20 protein-coding genes are annotated in these 18019 nt (G+C 49.3%); 6 read left to right on the forward strand and 14 right to left on the reverse strand.

The genetic code is table 11. The features are described from left to right. Window positions 1-47 precede the first annotated feature (47 nt). The 4 genes from accC to MJ611_RS08620 all read right to left on the reverse strand — a co-directional run bounded on the left by accC (window position 48) and on the right by MJ611_RS08620 (window position 3667). Window positions 48-1391: an acetyl-CoA carboxylase biotin carboxylase subunit gene (gene accC / locus MJ611_RS08605; RefSeq protein ID WP_250429266.1), complete on the reverse strand. Its 1344-nt coding sequence runs from the start codon at window positions 1389-1391 to the stop codon at window positions 48-50. Between the two features lie 124 nt (window positions 1392-1515). Then, window positions 1516-2016 (reverse strand): acetyl-CoA carboxylase biotin carboxyl carrier protein, encoded by a 501-nt coding sequence (gene accB, locus MJ611_RS08610; protein ID WP_250429267.1) that lies wholly within the window; start codon window positions 2014-2016, stop codon window positions 1516-1518. 3 nt (window positions 2017-2019) lie between these two features. Continuing rightward, window positions 2020-2583: an elongation factor P gene (gene efp, locus MJ611_RS08615; protein ID WP_250429268.1), complete on the reverse strand. Its 564-nt coding sequence runs from the start codon at window positions 2581-2583 to the stop codon at window positions 2020-2022. Between the two features lie 406 nt (window positions 2584-2989). Continuing rightward, window positions 2990-3667, reverse strand: coding sequence for an RNA polymerase sigma factor (locus MJ611_RS08620; protein WP_250429269.1), 678 nt, complete (start codon window positions 3665-3667; stop codon window positions 2990-2992). A gap of 116 nt (window positions 3668-3783) precedes the next feature. Between MJ611_RS08620 and MJ611_RS08625 the strand changes: the two genes are divergently transcribed. Beyond that, complete coding sequence (locus MJ611_RS08625) at window positions 3784-4227, forward strand: hypothetical protein (RefSeq protein ID WP_250429270.1); 444 nt, start codon at window positions 3784-3786, stop codon at window positions 4225-4227. A 180-nt stretch (window positions 4228-4407) separates the two neighbouring features. Here the strand turns inward: MJ611_RS08625 and MJ611_RS08630 are convergent, their stop codons facing one another. The 6 genes from MJ611_RS08630 to MJ611_RS08655 form a co-directional block, all read right to left on the reverse strand. Continuing rightward, on the reverse strand, window positions 4408-5406 hold the full coding sequence (locus MJ611_RS08630) for a beta-ketoacyl-ACP synthase III (protein ID WP_250429271.1): 999 nt from the start codon (window positions 5404-5406) through the stop codon (window positions 4408-4410). Window positions 5407-5546: 140 nt separating this feature from the next. Then, window positions 5547-6488 (reverse strand): phosphate acyltransferase PlsX, encoded by a 942-nt coding sequence (plsX, locus tag MJ611_RS08635; RefSeq protein ID WP_250429272.1) that lies wholly within the window; start codon window positions 6486-6488, stop codon window positions 5547-5549. Between the two features lie 49 nt (window positions 6489-6537). Continuing rightward, window positions 6538-6735 (reverse strand): 50S ribosomal protein L32, encoded by a 198-nt coding sequence (rpmF, locus tag MJ611_RS08640; RefSeq protein WP_250429273.1) that lies wholly within the window; start codon window positions 6733-6735, stop codon window positions 6538-6540. A 55-nt stretch (window positions 6736-6790) separates the two neighbouring features. Then, complete coding sequence (locus MJ611_RS08645) at window positions 6791-7342, reverse strand: YceD family protein (protein ID WP_250429274.1); 552 nt, start codon at window positions 7340-7342, stop codon at window positions 6791-6793. A 65-nt stretch (window positions 7343-7407) separates the two neighbouring features. After that, window positions 7408-8430 (reverse strand): 4-hydroxythreonine-4-phosphate dehydrogenase PdxA, encoded by a 1023-nt coding sequence (pdxA, locus tag MJ611_RS08650; RefSeq protein ID WP_250429275.1) that lies wholly within the window; start codon window positions 8428-8430, stop codon window positions 7408-7410. Between the two features lie 6 nt (window positions 8431-8436). Then, window positions 8437-9870, reverse strand: a complete 1434-nt coding sequence (locus MJ611_RS08655) for a leucyl aminopeptidase family protein (RefSeq protein WP_250429276.1) — start codon at window positions 9868-9870, stop codon at window positions 8437-8439. Between the two features lie 158 nt (window positions 9871-10028). Here MJ611_RS08655 and rsmA point away from each other — a divergent pair, with 158 nt between their 5' ends. The 5 genes from rsmA to MJ611_RS08680 all read left to right on the forward strand — a co-directional run bounded on the left by rsmA (window position 10029) and on the right by MJ611_RS08680 (window position 14484). Beyond that, window positions 10029-10808 carry a 16S rRNA (adenine(1518)-N(6)/adenine(1519)-N(6))-dimethyltransferase RsmA gene (gene rsmA / locus MJ611_RS08660; RefSeq protein ID WP_250429277.1) on the forward strand — a complete coding sequence of 260 codons (780 nt, stop codon included), beginning with the start codon at window positions 10029-10031 and terminating at the stop codon, window positions 10806-10808. Between the two features lie 2 nt (window positions 10809-10810). Further along, window positions 10811-12163 (forward strand): magnesium transporter, encoded by a 1353-nt coding sequence (mgtE, locus tag MJ611_RS08665; protein ID WP_250429278.1) that lies wholly within the window; start codon window positions 10811-10813, stop codon window positions 12161-12163. Window positions 12164-12294: 131 nt separating this feature from the next. Then, window positions 12295-13254: an NAD(P)-dependent oxidoreductase gene (locus MJ611_RS08670; RefSeq protein ID WP_250429279.1), complete on the forward strand. Its 960-nt coding sequence runs from the start codon at window positions 12295-12297 to the stop codon at window positions 13252-13254. A 351-nt stretch (window positions 13255-13605) separates the two neighbouring features. After that, complete coding sequence (greA, locus tag MJ611_RS08675) at window positions 13606-14079, forward strand: transcription elongation factor GreA (protein ID WP_250429280.1); 474 nt, start codon at window positions 13606-13608, stop codon at window positions 14077-14079. Window positions 14080-14082: 3 nt separating this feature from the next. Continuing rightward, window positions 14083-14484 carry an HIT family protein gene (locus tag MJ611_RS08680; RefSeq protein ID WP_250429281.1) on the forward strand — a complete coding sequence of 134 codons (402 nt, stop codon included), beginning with the start codon at window positions 14083-14085 and terminating at the stop codon, window positions 14482-14484. Window positions 14485-14566: 82 nt separating this feature from the next. Here the strand turns inward: MJ611_RS08680 and MJ611_RS08685 are convergent, their stop codons facing one another. From MJ611_RS08685 to ruvC, 4 genes are all read right to left on the reverse strand, one after another. After that, a complete protein-coding gene (locus MJ611_RS08685) occupies window positions 14567-15592 on the reverse strand; it encodes an MlaD family protein (protein WP_250429282.1) in 1026 nt (341 codons plus the stop codon). Continuing rightward, on the reverse strand, window positions 15593-16366 hold the full coding sequence (locus MJ611_RS08690) for an ABC transporter ATP-binding protein (RefSeq protein WP_250429283.1): 774 nt from the start codon (window positions 16364-16366) through the stop codon (window positions 15593-15595). A gap of 6 nt (window positions 16367-16372) precedes the next feature. Further along, window positions 16373-17191 (reverse strand): MlaE family ABC transporter permease, encoded by an 819-nt coding sequence (locus tag MJ611_RS08695; RefSeq protein ID WP_250429284.1) that lies wholly within the window; start codon window positions 17189-17191, stop codon window positions 16373-16375. 234 nt (window positions 17192-17425) lie between these two features. Next, window positions 17426-17998, reverse strand: coding sequence for a crossover junction endodeoxyribonuclease RuvC (ruvC, locus tag MJ611_RS08700; protein ID WP_262921633.1), 573 nt, complete (start codon window positions 17996-17998; stop codon window positions 17426-17428). Between the last annotated feature and the right edge of the window lie 21 nt (window positions 17999-18019).

Consider the following 18019-nt stretch of genomic DNA (forward strand, 5'->3'; position numbering starts at 1 on the left):
AAAGCCCGGCTGTTATAGCCGGGCTTTATACTTGGTATTTTTACTTCTTACAAGGTGCTGAAGTCAAAATTTTCCAGGTAAGCTGTCGTGAAGTTACCTTCCTTAAAGCCAGGGTCATCCATCAGCTTCAGGTGGAACGGCACCGTTGTCTTGATACCTTCGATCACGAACTCGCTCAGGGCACGCTTCATTTTAACCAGGGCCTCTTCTCGCGTCTGCGCGCTCACGATCAGTTTCGCGATCATGGAGTCGTAGTTAGACGGGATGGTATAGCCAGAATAAACGTGCGAGTCTACGCGCACACCGTGGCCGCCTGGCACGTGCAGGTTCGTAATTTTACCTGGGCTCGGACGGAAGTTGTTCTTTGGATCCTCTGCGTTGATGCGGCATTCGATGGCGTGCATCTTCGGGTAGTAGTTCTTGCCCGTGATCTTCTCACCGGCAGCCACTTTGATCTGCTCCTTGATCAGGTCGTAGTCAATTACTTCTTCCGTGATCGGGTGCTCCACCTGGATACGCGTGTTCATTTCCATAAAGTAGAAGTCGCGGTTCTTGTCTACCAGGAACTCGATCGTACCCACACCTTCGTAGTTGATGGCCTTGGCACCTGCAATGGCAGCCTGGCCCATCTGGTCGCGAAGCTCGTCGGTAATGAACGGAGATGGCGTCTCTTCCACGAGTTTCTGGTGACGGCGCTGGATAGAGCAGTCACGCTCAGAAAGGTGGGCTACGTTGCCGTGCTGGTCACCGATGAGCTGTATCTCGATGTGGCGAGGCTCTTCAATGAACTTCTCTAAGTATAAACCGTCGTTTCCGAAAGCGGCTTTGGCTTCGGCACGGGCGTCGTTCCAGGCTTTCTCGAACTCCATATCGTTTTTCACGATACGCATACCACGGCCACCGCCACCGGCAGTCGCTTTCAGGATAACCGGGTATTTGATCTTGTGGGCCAGTTTTACACCTTCTTCACAAGTCTTCAGCAAGCCTTCAGAGCCAGGTATGGTTGGTACGCCGGCTTTTTTCATAGTTGCCTTCGCCGACGACTTGTCTCCCATGGAGTTGATCATATCTGGCGTGGCACCGATAAACTTGATGTTGTTTTCAGCGCAGATGCGTGAAAACTCCGCATTTTCAGAAAGGAAGCCATAACCCGGGTGAATCGCGTCGGCGTTGGTGATCTCGGCGGCTGCGATCAGGTTTGGTATGTTCAGGTAAGACTGGGCGCTTGGCGGCGGGCCAATGCAAACCGCTTCGTCGGCAAAACGTACGTGCAGGCTTTCTTTATCGGCAGTAGAGTATACGGCTACCGTTTTGATGCCCATTTCTTTACAGGTACGGATGATGCGCAGTGCAATCTCGCCCCTGTTGGCAATCAGTATCTTTTTAAACATTGTATCAGATTTGGAGATTTGAAGATTTGTAGATTTGAAAATTGTAAACAATGAAAATGGAGACGTTTATCACACCATCTCCATTTTCAAATTTTCTCATTTTCAAATTTTCAAATTTGAACTATTAGCTTGGGTCTACCAGGAAAAGCGGCTGGTCATACTCTACCGGAGAAGAGTTATCTACCAATACTTTCACAATCTTGCCCGATACTTCTGATTCAATCTCGTTGAACAGTTTCATGGCTTCGATAATGCAGATAACCTGCCCTTTTTTCACTTCATCGCCTACGTTAACAAAAGAAGGCTTGTCCGGGCTGGAAGCACGGTAGAAGGTACCGATCATCGGTGCTTTGATGGCTACATAACGGCTCTCGTCGGAGGCTGGAGCGGCAGCAGGAGCGGCTGGCGCAGGCGCTGCGGCTACTGGCTGTGATGCCGGGGCCGGAGCAGCAGGGGCAGCAGGTAAAGCAGCAGGAGCAACCTGAGCGGCCTCCTGGATGTACTTCACTTTCTGGTCCGGCTCGCGCGTTACCGATATCTTAAACTCTTCTGTCTCAATGTTAACTTTGTTCAGCCCTGATTTGGCGATAAAGTCGATAAGGTCCTGGATTTCTTTAGCTTTCATGTGTTATTTTACTCTTTCTGCGTAAGAATAAGTACGAGTGTCTACTTTTATTTTTTCGTCCTGGCCTATGAACAGCGGTACCTGAATGGTAGCACCGGTCTCCACGATGGCTGGTTTAGAAGCGTTTGTTGCGGTGTCCCCTTTCAGGCCCGGCTCTGTATACGTAATGGTAAGCTCAACAAAAGGAGGGATCTCGCAGGTTAGCGGCGTTTCCGTCTCGGCATGGAACAGGATGGTTACCTCCTGGCCTTCTTTCATCAGGTCAGCAAACGGCACCATTTCTTCCGGCAGGGTTACCTGCTCAAAAGTGTTCATGTCCATAAAGTTAAAGCCCATGTCGTCTTTGTAGATGAACTGGTGCGGGCGCTGCTCAACGCGGGCAGTTGTGATTTTATGACCTGCGGAGAAAGTGTTGTCTAATACTTTACCACTTCTGATATTTCTTAGTTTGGTTCTTACAAACGCAGGGCCTTTGCCTGGCTTAACGTGCTGGAATTCAATTACCTGGTACAGGTCGTTGTTGTACTCAATTACAACGCCATTTCTAATATCAGCTGTGGTTGCCATAGTTTATAATCTGAGTAAATAGAATGAAACGATAAAAGTATAGTTCAAATCGCTGTCTTGCAAACAAAGTTAGCTAATCTGCTGAAAAAGTGCTGAAAAAAGAGTTTGTTGCTGATCTGATCAGGGGAGCAAAAGCTTAAACTCCGGATTGCAGCTAGCTGAAACCGAGGCGTTATGGTTTATACCTGCGAAGAACTCTATACTTTGAACATCTGCTGCTTGTACTTGTATGCTAAACAATCCACCCGTTTGCTACTCAGATGAACAACCTTTTGCTCCTGTAGATAAGGAACCTGGGTTGTGCATTAGAACGCGGGATAAAAGAAATTTTAAGAAAGGAATAATAGCAGCCGCTAAAGCTACCTGCCAGCGTAGCTTTAGCGGATAAACTGCGGCTATGCCAAGGTCATGAAGGCAAGGCACCCATCACTTTTTCTACCATCCGGTCGCAGCGTCTCGAGCCGAATTCAAATACTTCGCTGTTGACAGACATTTCGTACAGTCTTTCTTTCAGGAGCAGCCGTGCCCGGTGCTGGCGCACTTTTACGTTGCTTTCTGATAGGTTCAGGCAGGCGGCTACTTCTGTTACACTCATTTCTTCTACTTCGCGGAGCATGTAAATGGTCTTGTATGCTGCCGGCAGCTTATCAATTGCCTTCTCAAGCAGTTGTTTCACCTCTTTCTGGATAGCCTTGTGTTCCGGATTCATATTTTTTGTATCAGGAAGCTGTAACAGGGTAAGCTCCGATAAATTATCTTTCTGGTCGTGAAAAGCGGCAAGTTTTTTCTGCTGCCTGAGTCTGCCGAGCGCCTCGTTTATACCTATCCGGATGAGCCATGTGGAGAACTGTGCTTTAAAACTGAACTGGCTCAGGTTCTTATAAGCCTTCAGGTACGTATCCTGCATGGCGTCCTCCACCTCTTCCTCGTCGTGCAGGTAGCTCCTGATGATTCGGTATAGTTTCTGATTATGGCGCCTCATGAGTATTTCATAAAACTCCTTCTCGCCAGCCAACACCCGTTCTACCACTTCGGTATCGGATACCCGGTGTGCCTGGTTGATATGGCTAAGCAGTGTTTTCATACTTTGTTTTTATTGGTTAGATGCAGCGGGTACAAAGAAGTTACAGATGTTTGTAACTATTTGATTTATACTTCATCTAACTCATAAAACGAGATTTAAAAAAGGAGGTCTTGATCATGAAAACAGCAGCAATTAACACCCAGTCTCTGAAGACTGTACAAACACTTTTAATGTATACTTATGCGGTTGTTCCGATCGTAGCCGGTGCAGATAAATTCACGCATCTGCTTACCGATTGGGATAAATACCTGAACCCGGCACTGGCCGATCTGTTGCCATTCGCGCCGCACACCTTTATGCTGGTGGTGGGTGTGATAGAAATCGCAGCAGGTATCATGGTGCTGCTCAGGCCGCGAATAGGAGGCTATGTTGTAACGGCCTGGCTAATTGCAATAGCGCTGAGCCTGGTTGCAGGCGGACAATACCTGGATGTTGCCGTGCGGGATCTGGTGATGGCGATCGGAGCCTTTTCGATGGCGAAGTTGACCGAGGCTGTTCACTCAAACGATGATTTCCCGGGATTGCATGAGCCAACAGCACAACAAGCCTTTGCAAAATGAGTGAGAGCAGGAGAGTAGGGAACAGTACGTCCACAAAGTATAAACTGAACTTTTCGTTTGTTCTGGTCCTTGCTTTAACAGCTGAGTGGGATATACTACTGAAAAGTCAGGTTTATACTTTCTGTGAAACTATACCATACCTATGAGCATAAAAAAACGGCCCGAAGGCCGTTTTCTTTTTTATTTAGGATCGTAAGCCCACTTCAGGTAAATGGCACCCCAAGTGAAACCGCCACCGAAGGCAGCTATGATCAGGTTATCACCTTTCTTCAGCTGGTTCTCATACTCCCACAGGCAAAGCGGTATAGTACCGTTGGTGGTGTTGCCATACTTGTGGATATTAAGCATTACCTTATCGCTGCTTACGCCACAACGGTTAGCCGTAGCTTCAATAATACGCTTGTTGGCCTGGTGAGGCACCAGCCAGGCAATGTCATCAGATGTCAGGTTGTTGCGCTCCATTACTTCGGCAGCCACATCGGCCATACCTTTCACGGCGAATTTAAACACGGCTTGTCCTTCCTGGTACACAAAGTGTTCTTTGGCCTGAACAGTTTCTATAGAGGCTGGTTTGCGGCTACCGCCCGCTTTCTGGTGCAGGAACTGCGCGCCGGTACCGTCTGATTTCAGAATCTCGTCCTGCAAGCCGAGGCCTTCGGTGTTTGGTTCCAGCAATACGGCACCGCCGCCATCGCCGAAAATAATACAGGTTGCGCGGTCTTCGTAGTTGATAATGGAAGACATTTTATCGGCACCCACCACCACTACTTTCTTATACCTGCCAGATTCGATGAATTTAGCTCCTGTAGCCAGGGCATACATAAAACCGGAACAGGCTGCCTGCAGGTCATAGCCAAACGCGTTAACCGCGCCAACTTCAGCCGTGATCAGGTTGGCTGTTGCCGGGAACTGCATGTCTGGCGTGGTGGTAGCGCAGATCAGAAGCTCAATTTCTTCAGGCTTTGTGTTCGTTTTTCTCAGCAATTCATTTACCGCCTTTACCCCAATGTAGGAAGTGCCCAGGCCTTCACCTTTTAAGATATGCCTTTCTTTGATACCGGTGCGGGACATTATCCACTCGTCGTTGGTATCTACCATCGTCTCCAACTCTTTGTTGGTGAGAATGTAATCGGGAACATAGCCACTCACACCTGTGATGGCGGCGGTAACTTTACTCATGTAAAAATGATCTTGCGTTGAAAGAATTAACCGGGGCAAGTTAATAAAAAAAAATTGGCATAACCTGTCAGTTCTTCTAAAAAAGATACTGCTTAAGGTTATGCCAAACTAATATTCTGTCAGTGGCCGGTAGCCACTGATTACGCACTGTAATTTCTCTTAAATCGCTCTGAAAGTTTAGAGGCGACCATTTTCTGGGCCTGCTTTACCATGTTGCAAATGGCCAGCGGGCTCGATACGCCATGTCCGATTACGGCATTGCCGTTAATGCCCAGGATAGGGCTGCCTCCTTCGGCTTCGTAGTTAAACTTGTCGAAGAAAGGATCGTGCATGTTCTTCTCGTTGAGAATGTCGTAGATCGACTCGGCCAGTTTCAGGATAATATTACCCGTGTAGCCGTCACAAACAATTACATCGGCTTTATCATTGAACATGTCGCGTCCTTCGATGTTTCCGATGAAATTGATGTTTGTATTAGCCTTGAGGCGCTGGTGGGCTGCCTGTGTAACCACAGTGCCTTTGCCTTCCTCTTCCCCAAGGTTCATGAGGCCTACTTTAGGGTTCTCTATTTCCAGCACATACTTGGCGTAAATAGAGCCAAGCTCACCGAATTGCTCCAGTACTTCCGGTTTGCAGTCGGCATTAGCGCCTACATCCAGAATAAGGCCATAGCCGCCTTTCAGTTTTGGTACCAGGCCGGCTATAGATGGTCTTAAAATGCCTTCTATAGCTTTAACGCTGAACATAGCTCCAACCAACATGGCACCTGTGTTGCCGGCGCTGCAGAAAGCATCTGCTTTGCCGGCTTTCAGTAAGCCGTAGCCAACAGCAATGCTGGAGTCAGGCTTCTGGGTAAGCGCCTTTGTCGGGTGCTCGCCCATTTCTACTACCTGCGTGGCATTAACTATTTTGATGTTAGAGCCTGTATACCCGTACTCTTGTAACAGTGACTGAATGATATCCTCTTTACCAATGAGCAGGATTTCATCTTCTTTGTCAAGCTTTGGAGCAGCGAGCAATGCACCCTTAACGATTGCTTCGGGTGCGTAATCGCCGCCCATAGCGTCCAAGGCGATCCTCATGTACTGGATGAAGTTAAATTATACAGAACTTATTTAAAGCAGGTGTCGCTTACTGGGCGTTCGTTGTATAATTTTTGATAGCCAGTTTGCCTTTGTGATACAGGTCACCTTCTACCACGTAAGCATGGTGGAACAGGTGTGTTGTATCTGTAGTAGGGCAGATTGCAATGGCTTTCTCAGAAAGTTTTTGGTGAGTTCTTCTCTTATCTCTTCTGGTCTTCGAAATCTTACGTTTAGGATGTGCCATTTTTTGTTAAAAATTTACTTGCTGTTTATACTTGGTTGTTTCTTAAAATTTTTTTCTAGTTCAGGTTTCTGAGCGCGTCCCAGCGAGGATCAATGTCCTCATCATCGTCGCCCTCATCGGTTCCTTTGTCGTCGCCTGCCTTGCCAGATGAGTAGATCAGGATGTCTTCGTCGTTATCCTCATCTTCTTCAAGCTCCTCCACAAAGCGTGGGTGCAGCTTTTTCATTGGCAAAGAAAGCACTACAAAGTCATACAGGTGCTGCGCTACATTAATAGACTGGGTCTCGTATGTGATCTGCCACAAATCTTCATCCAGTTCCATGTTCTCAGGACCGAAACGCATACGGAAAACCTCCTGCACATCTACCGGATGATCAAATTCCTCCAGGCTTCGGTCGCAGGTAAGGCGTACATGACCTTTTATGTCAAAATGAAGCGTAAGCAGAGTTTCTGACTTATCCAGCTCCACCTTTGCATGTAGGTTCCCGCCCAATATGATCTCTTTTCCGAACAAGTCGAAGAAAGAGTCGTCCATGTCAAACTCGTACAAGTGCTTCTTGTTGGGGAGTTTGGCTATGCCGATTTCATAATCTTTTAGCTTCTTCACAACCTACTTTTTATTGAAAGATGCAAAATTAGAATATTATTCTGACAAATAAAATACCTCATCGATTAAACAACGGGCATTTGTTCCATTGTGCGTTTTTTAATGATGTCGCAGGCAAGAAACAGTGCTTCCCGGAAAGAGGTTTCGTCTGCGATGTGCTTGCCGGCAATATCGTAGGCGGTACCATGGTCCGGAGAGGTACGCACCACCGGAAGGCCAGCCGTATAATTCACCCCGTTCTCAAAAGCGAGTGTTTTAAAAGGGATCAGCCCCTGGTCGTGGTACATGGACAGCACCGCATCTACCTGGTGGTACTGGCGCATGCCAAAGTAGCCATCGGCAGGGTAGGGGCCGAACACCAGGTGTCCGCGATCTTTCAGCTGCATAATAGCCGGCCGGATGATCTCTATTTCCTCGGTGCCGAGCAGCCCCTTTTCTCCTGCGTGCGGGTTCAGGCCCAGTACCGCAATGCGGGGCTTCAGGATACCAAAGTCCTGGCGAAGCGACTCCAGCAGGATGGTGATCTTGCGGATGATAAGCTCCGGGGTGAGCCGATTGGCTACCTCCTTGAGCGGCATATGCCCGGTAACGGTTGCCACGCGCAGGGCGCCGCTCACAAGCAGCATCAGGCTGTCGGCCGCATCGAAGTAGGAGGTCAGGAACTCGGTGTGCCCCGGAAAGCGGAACTCCTCTGCCTGAATGTTGTCTTTATCGATCGGAGCGGTTACCAGTCCGTCGAGTTTGCCTGCTTTGAGATCGGCGCTGGCAGCCATCAGCGATGCTAGGGATGCCTTTCCGGATGCCGGGGTCGGATTGCCAGGCGTCAGTTCAATATCCTCCTGCCAAACACTGATCAGGTTTACTTTCCGCGGCACTAGTGCATCGGCATGGTCTACCTGCTGGTAGTTAAAATGCTCGGCACTCAGGGCTTTGCGTACCTTGTTAAGAAGGGACGCTGAGGCGTAAATAACAGGCGTACAGAAATTTAGGATGCGCTGGTCCGAAAGTGTTTTGATCACAACTTCCGGCCCAATGCCATTGATGTCTCCGATGCTGATGCCCAGCTTGGCTTTATACTTGTTGTCCATGTTTGCTTATTGTGCCAGTGAGCGAAGGTAGTTGTACACCAGGCGAACACCTGAACCGGTTGCCATTTTGCCGCGGTAAGAGTCTTCGCCGAGCAGGTATGCTGTACCCGCAATATCGAAGTGCACCCAAGGGTAGTTGGTAAAGCACTCCAGGAACTTACCTGCAGAGATAGCACCTGCTTCAGCACCACCAAGGTTTTTAATATCGGCAATATCAGACTCGATGTGCTTGCGGTACTCTTCCCAAAGCGGAAACTCCACAATGCGCTCGTGTACTTCTTCGCCAACTTTTTTCAAGGCACCCATCACTTCGTCTCCGGCATTGCTCATGGCTACCAGGCCTTCTTTGCCAATCGCACGGGCGGCAGCACCGGTCAGCGTAGCCATATCGATTACCAGTTCCGGGTGGTATTTCTGGGCAAAGCTCAGGGCGTCGGCAAGTATAAGCCGGCCCTCCGCATCGGTGTTCAGTACTTCCACGGTCATGCCGTTGTGCATGGTCAGTACGTCGCCGGGCGCGTAGGCTTTGCCACCAGGGCGGTTGTCGGTAGCTGGGATTAACGCGATCACGTGCAGCGGCACGTTGTTTTTTGCCAGCGCATACATCACGCCGGTTACTGCTGCAGCACCCGCCATGTCCGATTTCATGTAGTCCATCGACTGCGGGGTTGGCTTCAGGCTCAGGCCGCCGGTGTCGTATACCACGCCTTTGCCCACCAGGATGTATGGCTTTTTGTTGGCAGCGCCTTTCGGGCTCCACTCCATAATAGTGAAGGTAGGTGGCTCTTCGCTGCCCATGTTCACGGCAAGCAGTCCACCCATTTTCAGGGTCTGGATCTTGATCTCATCCAGCACCTCGGTTTTAAAACCCGCTGTGCGGCCGATCTCTTCCAAATGCTCGCTGAACTGTGTGGCCGACTGGTTGTTGGGCGTTTCGTTCACCAGGTCACGCGTAAGGGTTACAGCGTCCAGCAGATTCTGCTGCTCCTGCACTGTTTGCTCACTCAGGCGCTCGCCTGTTAAAATTATTGTTTGAAGGGTGCTCGGTTTGGCATCCTTTGTTTTATACTTCTGGAACTGGTAGTTGCTCAGGTACAAACCTTCGGCCAAGTATAAACCGGCCTCTGTATCGGTTTTATCAACCAGTGCTACTTCTTTAATTTTATCCGCTTTGAGTTGCTTCAGCAGCGTATAGCCTGCCTGGCGCAAGGCTTCCTGATAAGCCGGACGCGTTTTTGCTGCCGGAGCTACCACAACGTATACATGGTGTGTGTAGCGGTTCAGCGCAATGATCTTTGTATCCTGCTCTGCCTGCTGTTTCACATAGCCGGCTTCCTCTGCCGAAAATTCTTCCAGCGAGGGCACCTGTTCTGCCTGCACGATCAAGACCAGATCACTATTTTTGCCTAATGTTGTGCTGTATTTAAGTTGTGTTGGCATCTTCCTTCGTATCTTTGGGTTTGCAATATAGTAAGTATAAAACGTAATGCGAAAATCAGCGCGGGCAGTAAGCCTACGCCGGATTACGGATCATCAATAAGTATAACGGCTTTGGGCAGGAAAGTATAGTTTTTAGCTTAAAGTATAAAACACATAAAGTGAGTAAAGTAAGTCCGAAAAAGCACCTGGGGCAGCACTTCCTGACCGATCAGAATATCGCCATAAAAATTGTGGAGCAGCTTACGCAGCACCTGGGCTGGCACGATGTGCTGGAAATCGGCCCTGGCATGGGCGTGCTGACGCAGTACCTGTTGCAGCACCAGGAGTACCAGACCACTGTGGTGGATATTGACCGGGAATCAATTGCTTACCTGAAGGAGCATTTCCCACAGCTCCAGGACCGCATTATTTCGGCTGACTTCCTGAGAACAGACCTGAGCAAGCTGTTCCCCGGTAAGTTTGCCGTAATCGGAAACTTTCCTTACAACATCTCCAGCCAGATATTTTTTAAAGTGCTGGAGCACCGCGACCGCATTCCGGAAGTAGTATGTATGATACAGAAGGAAGTGGCCGAGCGTTTGGCAGCGCCTCCGGGCTCTAAAACCTATGGCATTCTGAGCGTGCTGTTGCAGGCTTTTTATACGATAGAGTATAAATTCACGGTGCACGAGCATGTGTTTCACCCGCCTCCCAAGGTAAAGTCCGGTGTGATCCGGCTGCTGCGCAACGACAGGGAGAGCCTGCCCTGCGACGAGAAGCTTTTCTTTTCAGTGGTGAAGCTTGCTTTCGGAACCCGCCGCAAAACGCTTCGTAATTCGCTCCGTACGTTTAACCTGCCGCCCGAAGTAAAGGCCCAGCCTGTGTTCGATAGGCGGGCAGAGCAGCTTTCGGTGCAGCAATTTATAGAACTAACCCAACTGATTGAGCAAAACAGTTAGCCATGCAGGTAGAGATCACACGTGAATATATTGACCAGGTAGAGGAGGCCATCGAGCGTAAGGACACGGGATTTATCCTGGAGACCATGGCTGAAATGTATCCGGCAGATATCACCACGGTGCTGTATGAACTGGATACCATAGAATCGAAGTATGTGCTGGACCTGCTGCCTCCGGAAGTGGGTGCCGAGATACTCAGTGACCTTGACTACGACATCCGCAACGACTTTCTGAGCAACTTCACCAGCCAGGAAATAGCCCGTTATGTGAACCTGATGGATTCAGATGACGCGGTGGATATTCTGAACGAGCTTTCGGTGCAGACGCGTGAGGAAGTGATCGCCCTAATTGACAACGAGGAGAAAGCTGCCGCCATCCTGGACCTGCTGCACTACGAAGAGGATTGTGCCGGCGGTTTGATGGCGAAGGAACTGATCAAAGTGAACCTGAACTGGCGCGTTCGGCAGTGTATCGAGGAGATACGCAGGCAGGCCGAAGATGTAGAGCGCATCTATACGGTGTATGTAGTGGATAATAAAGACATACTGGTAGGTCGTGTGAGTGTGAAAACACTGCTGCTTGCAAAGGACGATAAGCTGGTAAAGGACATCTACAACCCGGATGTGATCTCAATTGAATCGTTCCGTGACGAGAGCGAGGTGGTGAGCGTCATGCAGAAGTATGACCTGGAGGCCATACCGGTTGTGAACATACAGGGCCGGTTGCTGGGCCGCATTACCATCGACGACGTGGTAGACGTAATGCAGGAGCAGGCAGAACTTAGCCGTCAGCTCATGACCGGTATTTCCGAGAATGTGGAAGAAGACGACAGTGTATTCCGTATCTCGCGTTCGCGTATTCCGTGGCTGGTAATTGGAATGGTGGGCGGCTTGTTGGCAGCCAAGTTTATGGGCCTGTTCGAGAGCGACATTGCCATACTTCCGGCGCTGGCGCTTTTTGTGCCGCTCATAACTGCAACTGGCGGCAACGTGGGTATCCAGTCTTCATCCATCATCATCCAGACACTGTCCTCAAATGCCGTGGTATTCGAGAACTTTGCCCAGCGTATTTTTAAGCTGATCATGGTGGCGCTGCTGAATGCGCTGATTATTTCTACATTGGTGTTTGCCTTTACGTACCTGTTCTGGCACGACTTCAGACTGGCGATGGTGGTATCGTTGGCGTTGTTTTCAGTGGTTATGCTGGCATCGATGATGGGTACCCTTACCCCAATGCTCCTGGATAAAATCGGCATCAATCCGGCAGTTGCAGCAGGTCCTTTTATTACGACCGCAAACGACCTGTTAGGACTGGCCATTTACTTTGGGGTGGCACATCTGCTGTATAACCTGTAAAAGAATTACGAATTACATTTTCTTAAACAACTATAGACATGTCTCATGTGTTGTTTTTCGTGTTTCGAGGTTACATAACCTTCTAACTTTTTAACTCTCTAACCTTCTAACTCCCAAACTCTCTTACTGTTGTGACTCATAAATCAGAACTCAAATCTTCCCAACCCCGTGTCCTGATCATCGACGAAGTACACCCGAGTATTTTCCCGATGCTGCAACGTATAGGCGTTGAGGCAGACTACAGGCCCGAAATAAAGCCGGAGGAAGTAAGAGAGGCGCTTAGCGGGTTCGATGGATTGATTGTGCGTAGCAAAATGCGCATTACGGCCGATACCATTCAGCTGGCTGATAAGCTCAGATTCGTAGCAAGGGCAGGGGCAGGGCTGGACAATATTGACGCCGAGGCCCTGGAGGAGCGGGGGATCGCCTTGATAGGCGCAAACGAGGGCAACCGGCAGGCAGTAGGGGAGCATGCTTTGGGCATGCTACTGGCGCTTATGCGCAACATCGCCCGTGGCGACCGGCAGGTGCGCGACAAAGTATGGCTGCGGGAAGAAAACCGCGGTGAAGAGATCAGTGGAAAAACAGTAGGCATCATTGGGTACGGGAACATGGGGCAAAGCTTTGCCCGGGTGCTGAGTGGGTTTGGCTGCCGCATACTGGCCTACGATCGTTTTGCTCCTGAAAAGGTTTCAGCTCCGGCCGAGCGGGTTTCCCTGGAGGAACTACAGGCCCAAGCCGATATCGTAAGCCTGCACATCCCATACCTTAAGGAGAACCGCGCCTTTGCAGGCGAGCCTTTTTTCCGGGCCTTCAAAAAACGTATCTGGTTCATGAACACATCGAGGGGCGAAGTGGTGGACCAGCCTGCGCTGGTACAATGCCTGAAGGCCGGAATACTGAAAGGGGCGGCGCTGGATGTGCTGGAAAATGAGAAATTAAAGACACTCAGCGCACAGCAGCAGGCAGATTTTGACTACCTGGCAGCCTCCGAAAACGTAGTGCTCACACCGCACATTGCCGGCTGGACGCACGAATCGTACGTAAAAATAAACGAGGTATTGGTAGATAAGATCAAACAGCTGATTTGAAAAGTTGGGATCGTTCCTTTATAAGGATAACAGAACAAAAGGGCTTTTAGATGACGTTTATACTTTAACAGATCTATTTTACAGGCATTTCGGCGCGGCGATAAATAAGTGTTTCAAGTTCTGCTTGTATATAAAAAATTAGTATATTTGCCTCAACAGAAACCCAATGGGGGTAGCCCGGGTTGAACTAAAAACCAGAAATAAATGGCTGGGAAGGGGTAGCTGAACTAACTTGAAGAGCTGCCTATTAGAATAGACTAAATATATCATTTACATATTTGGCAAAAAGAACGGTTATGCACGCCATAACCGTTCTTTTTGTTTTTGTGTTTTAAACGTGAGAACCGAATTATGAGCAATCTTTCTTATTACACTGCAGAAGGCTTACAGAAGCTGAAAGACGAACTGGCAGAGCTCAAAACAAAAGGCCGTGCCGAAGTAGCACGCCAACTGGCCGAGGCACGCGACAAAGGCGACCTAAGCGAGAACGCTGAATACGACGCTGCCAAAGATGCGCAGGGACACCTGGAACTGAAGATCGCCAAACTGGAAGAGATCGTAGGTAACGCCCGCCTGATCGATGAATCGAACCTTGACATGAGCAAGGCGTTGATCCTTTCGAAGGTGAAGATCAAAAACCTTAAGAACAATATGGTAGTAGACTATACTTTGGTGGCAGAAGAAGAGGCAGACCTGGCTTCAGGCAAGATCTCTGTTAAGTCGCCAATCGGTAAAGGGCTGCTGGGTAAATCCGTAGGTGATGTTGCCGAGATCACAGTTCCTGCCGGTAAAATTCAGTTCGAGATCCTGGAAATAAGTCGCTAAACTATGCAAGAAGCTTCGATATTCACAAAGATTGTAAAAGGAGAGATCCCGGCTTATAAAATAGCAGAGGACAATCGTTTCCTGGCTTTCCTGGATGTGTTTCCTACAACCAAGGGCCACACGCTGGTAATACCGAAGCAGCAGATCGACTATATTTTCGACCTGGATGATGAACTGTACCTGGGCCTGATGGAGTTCGCCAAAAAAGTAGCCAAAGCTGTTGAAAAAGCAGTACCCTGCAAGCGTATCGGTATAGCTGTGGTTGGCCTGGAGGTGCCGCACGCACACGTACACCTGATACCGCTCAATAGCATGCAGGACATGAACTTCGCTAACAAACAGCAATTCAGCAAAGAAGAAATGGAGGAGGTAGCCGAAAAGATCCGCATGGAATACCACGGCTAAGCTATCTTACAAAGTATAAGTATAAAAAAGAAGCGGGGCAGCTAAATCAGTTTAGCTGCCCCGCTTCTTTTTTATACTTTAATTACTGCTGTTTGGTCGTGTCGGGTTGCTGGGGCTGGCTTTTCAGTTGCTCCTGCTTCTTGGTCTCTTCCTTCTCCTGCTTTTTAAAGTATCCTCTCAGCAGGAAATTGCTCTGCAGCGCTTCCATGTTCTGGTCAAACTTCTGGGTACTGGTCTCCAGGTTCTGCATGGTGCCTTTAAGCTGGCGGGCAAACTCTTCGTCGGCCAGCAGCACGCCTACTGCATTGTTGTTGTTGTTCAGTTTGGCGCTGGTGGCGTTCAGGTTGTTGGTTAGCTCGGCAGCCGAGGTTGTCGCCTGTTTTAGTTGTGCCATAGAAGTACGCAGTTCGCTGTAAACCGTGGTATCGGTCAGCAATTCATTGGCAAGCGCCCCTTCTGTATTCAATTTCGAAGTGAAGTTGGTGAGTGCGTTGGATGCACGTACCGTATTCTGGGAGGCCTGCTGCAGGTTGGCTACCATTGCCCTGAAGTTATTTGCCAGCATGGAGTCTGTAAGTATGGCACCTACGGTTCCTTCGCCCTGCACTACTTTCGCGCTTAGTACTTTGAAGTCGTCGGTAATAGCTGCCAGGTTTTTGTTGTTCCGCTGCAGGGTCTCCATCATATCGTCGGTGTTCAAAGGGCTCACCGATTTGATAATGTCCCCATCTTCAACAGGGGCCGCTTTCTGCGAGCCGCCGTCTATCACAATATTTTTGTTCCCGATAAAGCTCTCGGAGCTGATGCGGGCCACGGCATCCTTGCGGATATACTCCTGCACACGCTCTTCTATGTTCATCGTGATCTCGACCTGCGAATCGCCGAGAAGTCTTATGTTTTTGATGGTGCCGATCTTCACGCCTGAAAACCAGACATTGTTCCCGGTTTTAAGGCCAGCGACATCATTAAAAACAGCCCGCACTGCGATGCTCTCAATGAACCGCTTCTGCTGGCCGCCCAATGTAAAAATACCGGCTATCAGAATTACAATGGCCAGAAATACAAATATCCCAACTATAATGGAGCGTTTATTATCAGATGTACTCATCTAGTCTATAAAGTTGTAGTTGTAAAATGCTTTAACGCGTTCGTCATTCGTATCGAACACTTCGTCAAACGTACCTTGTCGCTGAAACTGCCCGTCCAGCAGCATCACCACACGGTCGCCTACGGCTTTGGCGCAGGTCAGGTCGTGCGTAATGATGATGGAAGATGTGTTAAACCGGCGCTGTACCTCGTTTATCAGCCTGTTGATCTCGATACTGGTAATTGGGTCAAGGCCTGCAGTTGGCTCGTCGTAGAGCATGATCTCCGGTTTCAGGATCAGCGTACGGGCGATACCGATACGTTTCCTCTGTCCGCCGGATAGCTCGGAAGGCATCTGGTTCATCGCCTGAGAAAGCCCTACAGCCTCCAGTACCACACTTATGATCCGGTCCCGGTCTTTCTGAGTAAGGTCTTTGGCATGGCGGATTAGCGGGAACTCCAGGTTCTCTTTCACCGTCATACTATCGTAAAGGGCACTGTTCTGGAAAGAGAAGCCGATCTTCAGGCGCAGGGCGTCGAGTTCTTTAGGCGTGAGTCTGTCTACTTCCTCTCCCAGCACGTTCACGTATCCTTCGTCTGGTTTTAACAGGCCGGATATGATCTTGATCAACACAGACTTGCCCGTGCCCGAACGGCCCAGCACCACCAGGTTTTCGCCCTGGTACAGGTCCAGGTCCACGCCTTTCAGTACCTCAAAATCATCGAACGCTTTTTTCAGCCCTCTGATCTCGATAACCTTTCTACTTCTGTCTATTCTCGGGTTAATTTCTTTCATAGCCTGTTAGAACGAACGTAAGGCGTTAATAACCTGCATAATCAGCAGTTCTTCGATAAAGATCAGGAACATAGCCGTTACCACGGACGAGTTGGCGGCCTTGCCCACACCTTCTGTCCCTTTAGAGGAGTTGTAGCCTTTGTAGCAACCCACCATGCCAATGGTAAAACCAAATATCACGGACTTAACGGACGAGGCTGCAAGATCCAGGAAGGTGATGGCTTCGAACACCTGGTAAAAGAAAGTGGTAAGCGACGTCTGCTCGTTCTGGCGGATGTTCAGATAACCTCCCAGCAGCGATACCAGTGTGGTGTACATGGTAAGGGCCGGGATCATGAGGGTGGAAGCCAGCACCCGGCTCACAACCAGGAACTTGTACGGGTTGGTGGCCGAAACTTCCATGGCATCGATCTGTTCGGTTACGCGCATTGAGCCCAGCTCGGCTCCAATGCCTGAGGCTACACGACCAGCCGCAATCAGGGCAGTTACCAAAGGGCCAATCGCCCGGATGATCGCCACGGAGATCAGGGCAGGCAGCAGGGCTGCAGCGCCGAAATCAGCCAACGACGGGCGCGACTGGTTGGTAAATACGATACCGATGATAAAGCCAGTAAGAGAAATAAGCGGGAGCGACCGAACCCCGATCTCATAACACTGATTGATGATCTCCTTTAACTCGTAAGGAGGGAACCACAGTTCCTTAAAAAATCGGGCTATAAAAGCGTAGACATCGCCTAGTTCCAGAAAAATTCTGTCCAGCCTTTTGGATACAACATATCTGCGGCGCGAGCGTGTACTTTCTGTATTCTTATTGCTTAAATCCATTTCGACGGGCTGAAATCCGGTTACACTTCAACTTTAACCGGCAGCAGGAAAATCCATTGTTAAATTTACCTCATCATACGGCTTTCAGGAAGGTTCAGGTTATTGCAGCTACCTTTCTTTACCTTTTCTAAGGCGTACGAAAAGTCAAAGGTAATAATTGTAAGAGTATTTCACAGACCCAAAGCACGGAAGCTTTAAATTACTGCAGGTACAAAGTGCCCTAGCTGATTTTTCTTACTTGATAATCAGTCTGTCCGGATTGTCGGTCAGGAAGCCTTTCCAGGATTTACCCCCCTGTTTGGCGTTGTTACCTTTCTGGTAATGGTGGCAAAGGGCTACACCCAGGGCGTCGGTCGCGTCAAAAAGCTTCGGATCGGGCTGAATTTTCAGGATCTGGGCCAGCATGCTGGCCACCTGCTCCTTAGAGGCGTTACCGTTGCCTGTAACCGATTGCTTTACTTTTTTAGGCGCATACTCTACGTATGGGATGTCGCGGGACAGGGCAGCGGCAATGGCTACCCCCTGGGCGCGGCCCAGTTTCAGCATACTTTGCACGTTCACGCCAAAGAAAGGCGACTCGATGGCCAGCTCGTCGGGCAGGTACTCGTCGATGAGCTGTATCATGCGGTCAAAAATTTTCTTTAACTTGATGGCGTGGTTGGAGTAACTTTTCAGGTGGATAACGCCATATTGGATCACTTGCACCTTAGAACCAGTAACTTCGATAAGACCATAGCCCATAACCTGCGTGCCGGGGTCTATACCAAGTATTAATTTATTAGGCGGAAGTGCGGAAGTGAAAACCATAAGGCTACAAAATTAAGACAA

The organism is Pontibacter ruber (assembly GCF_023630205.1).
GTDB lineage: Bacteria > Bacteroidota > Bacteroidia > Cytophagales > Hymenobacteraceae > Pontibacter > Pontibacter ruber.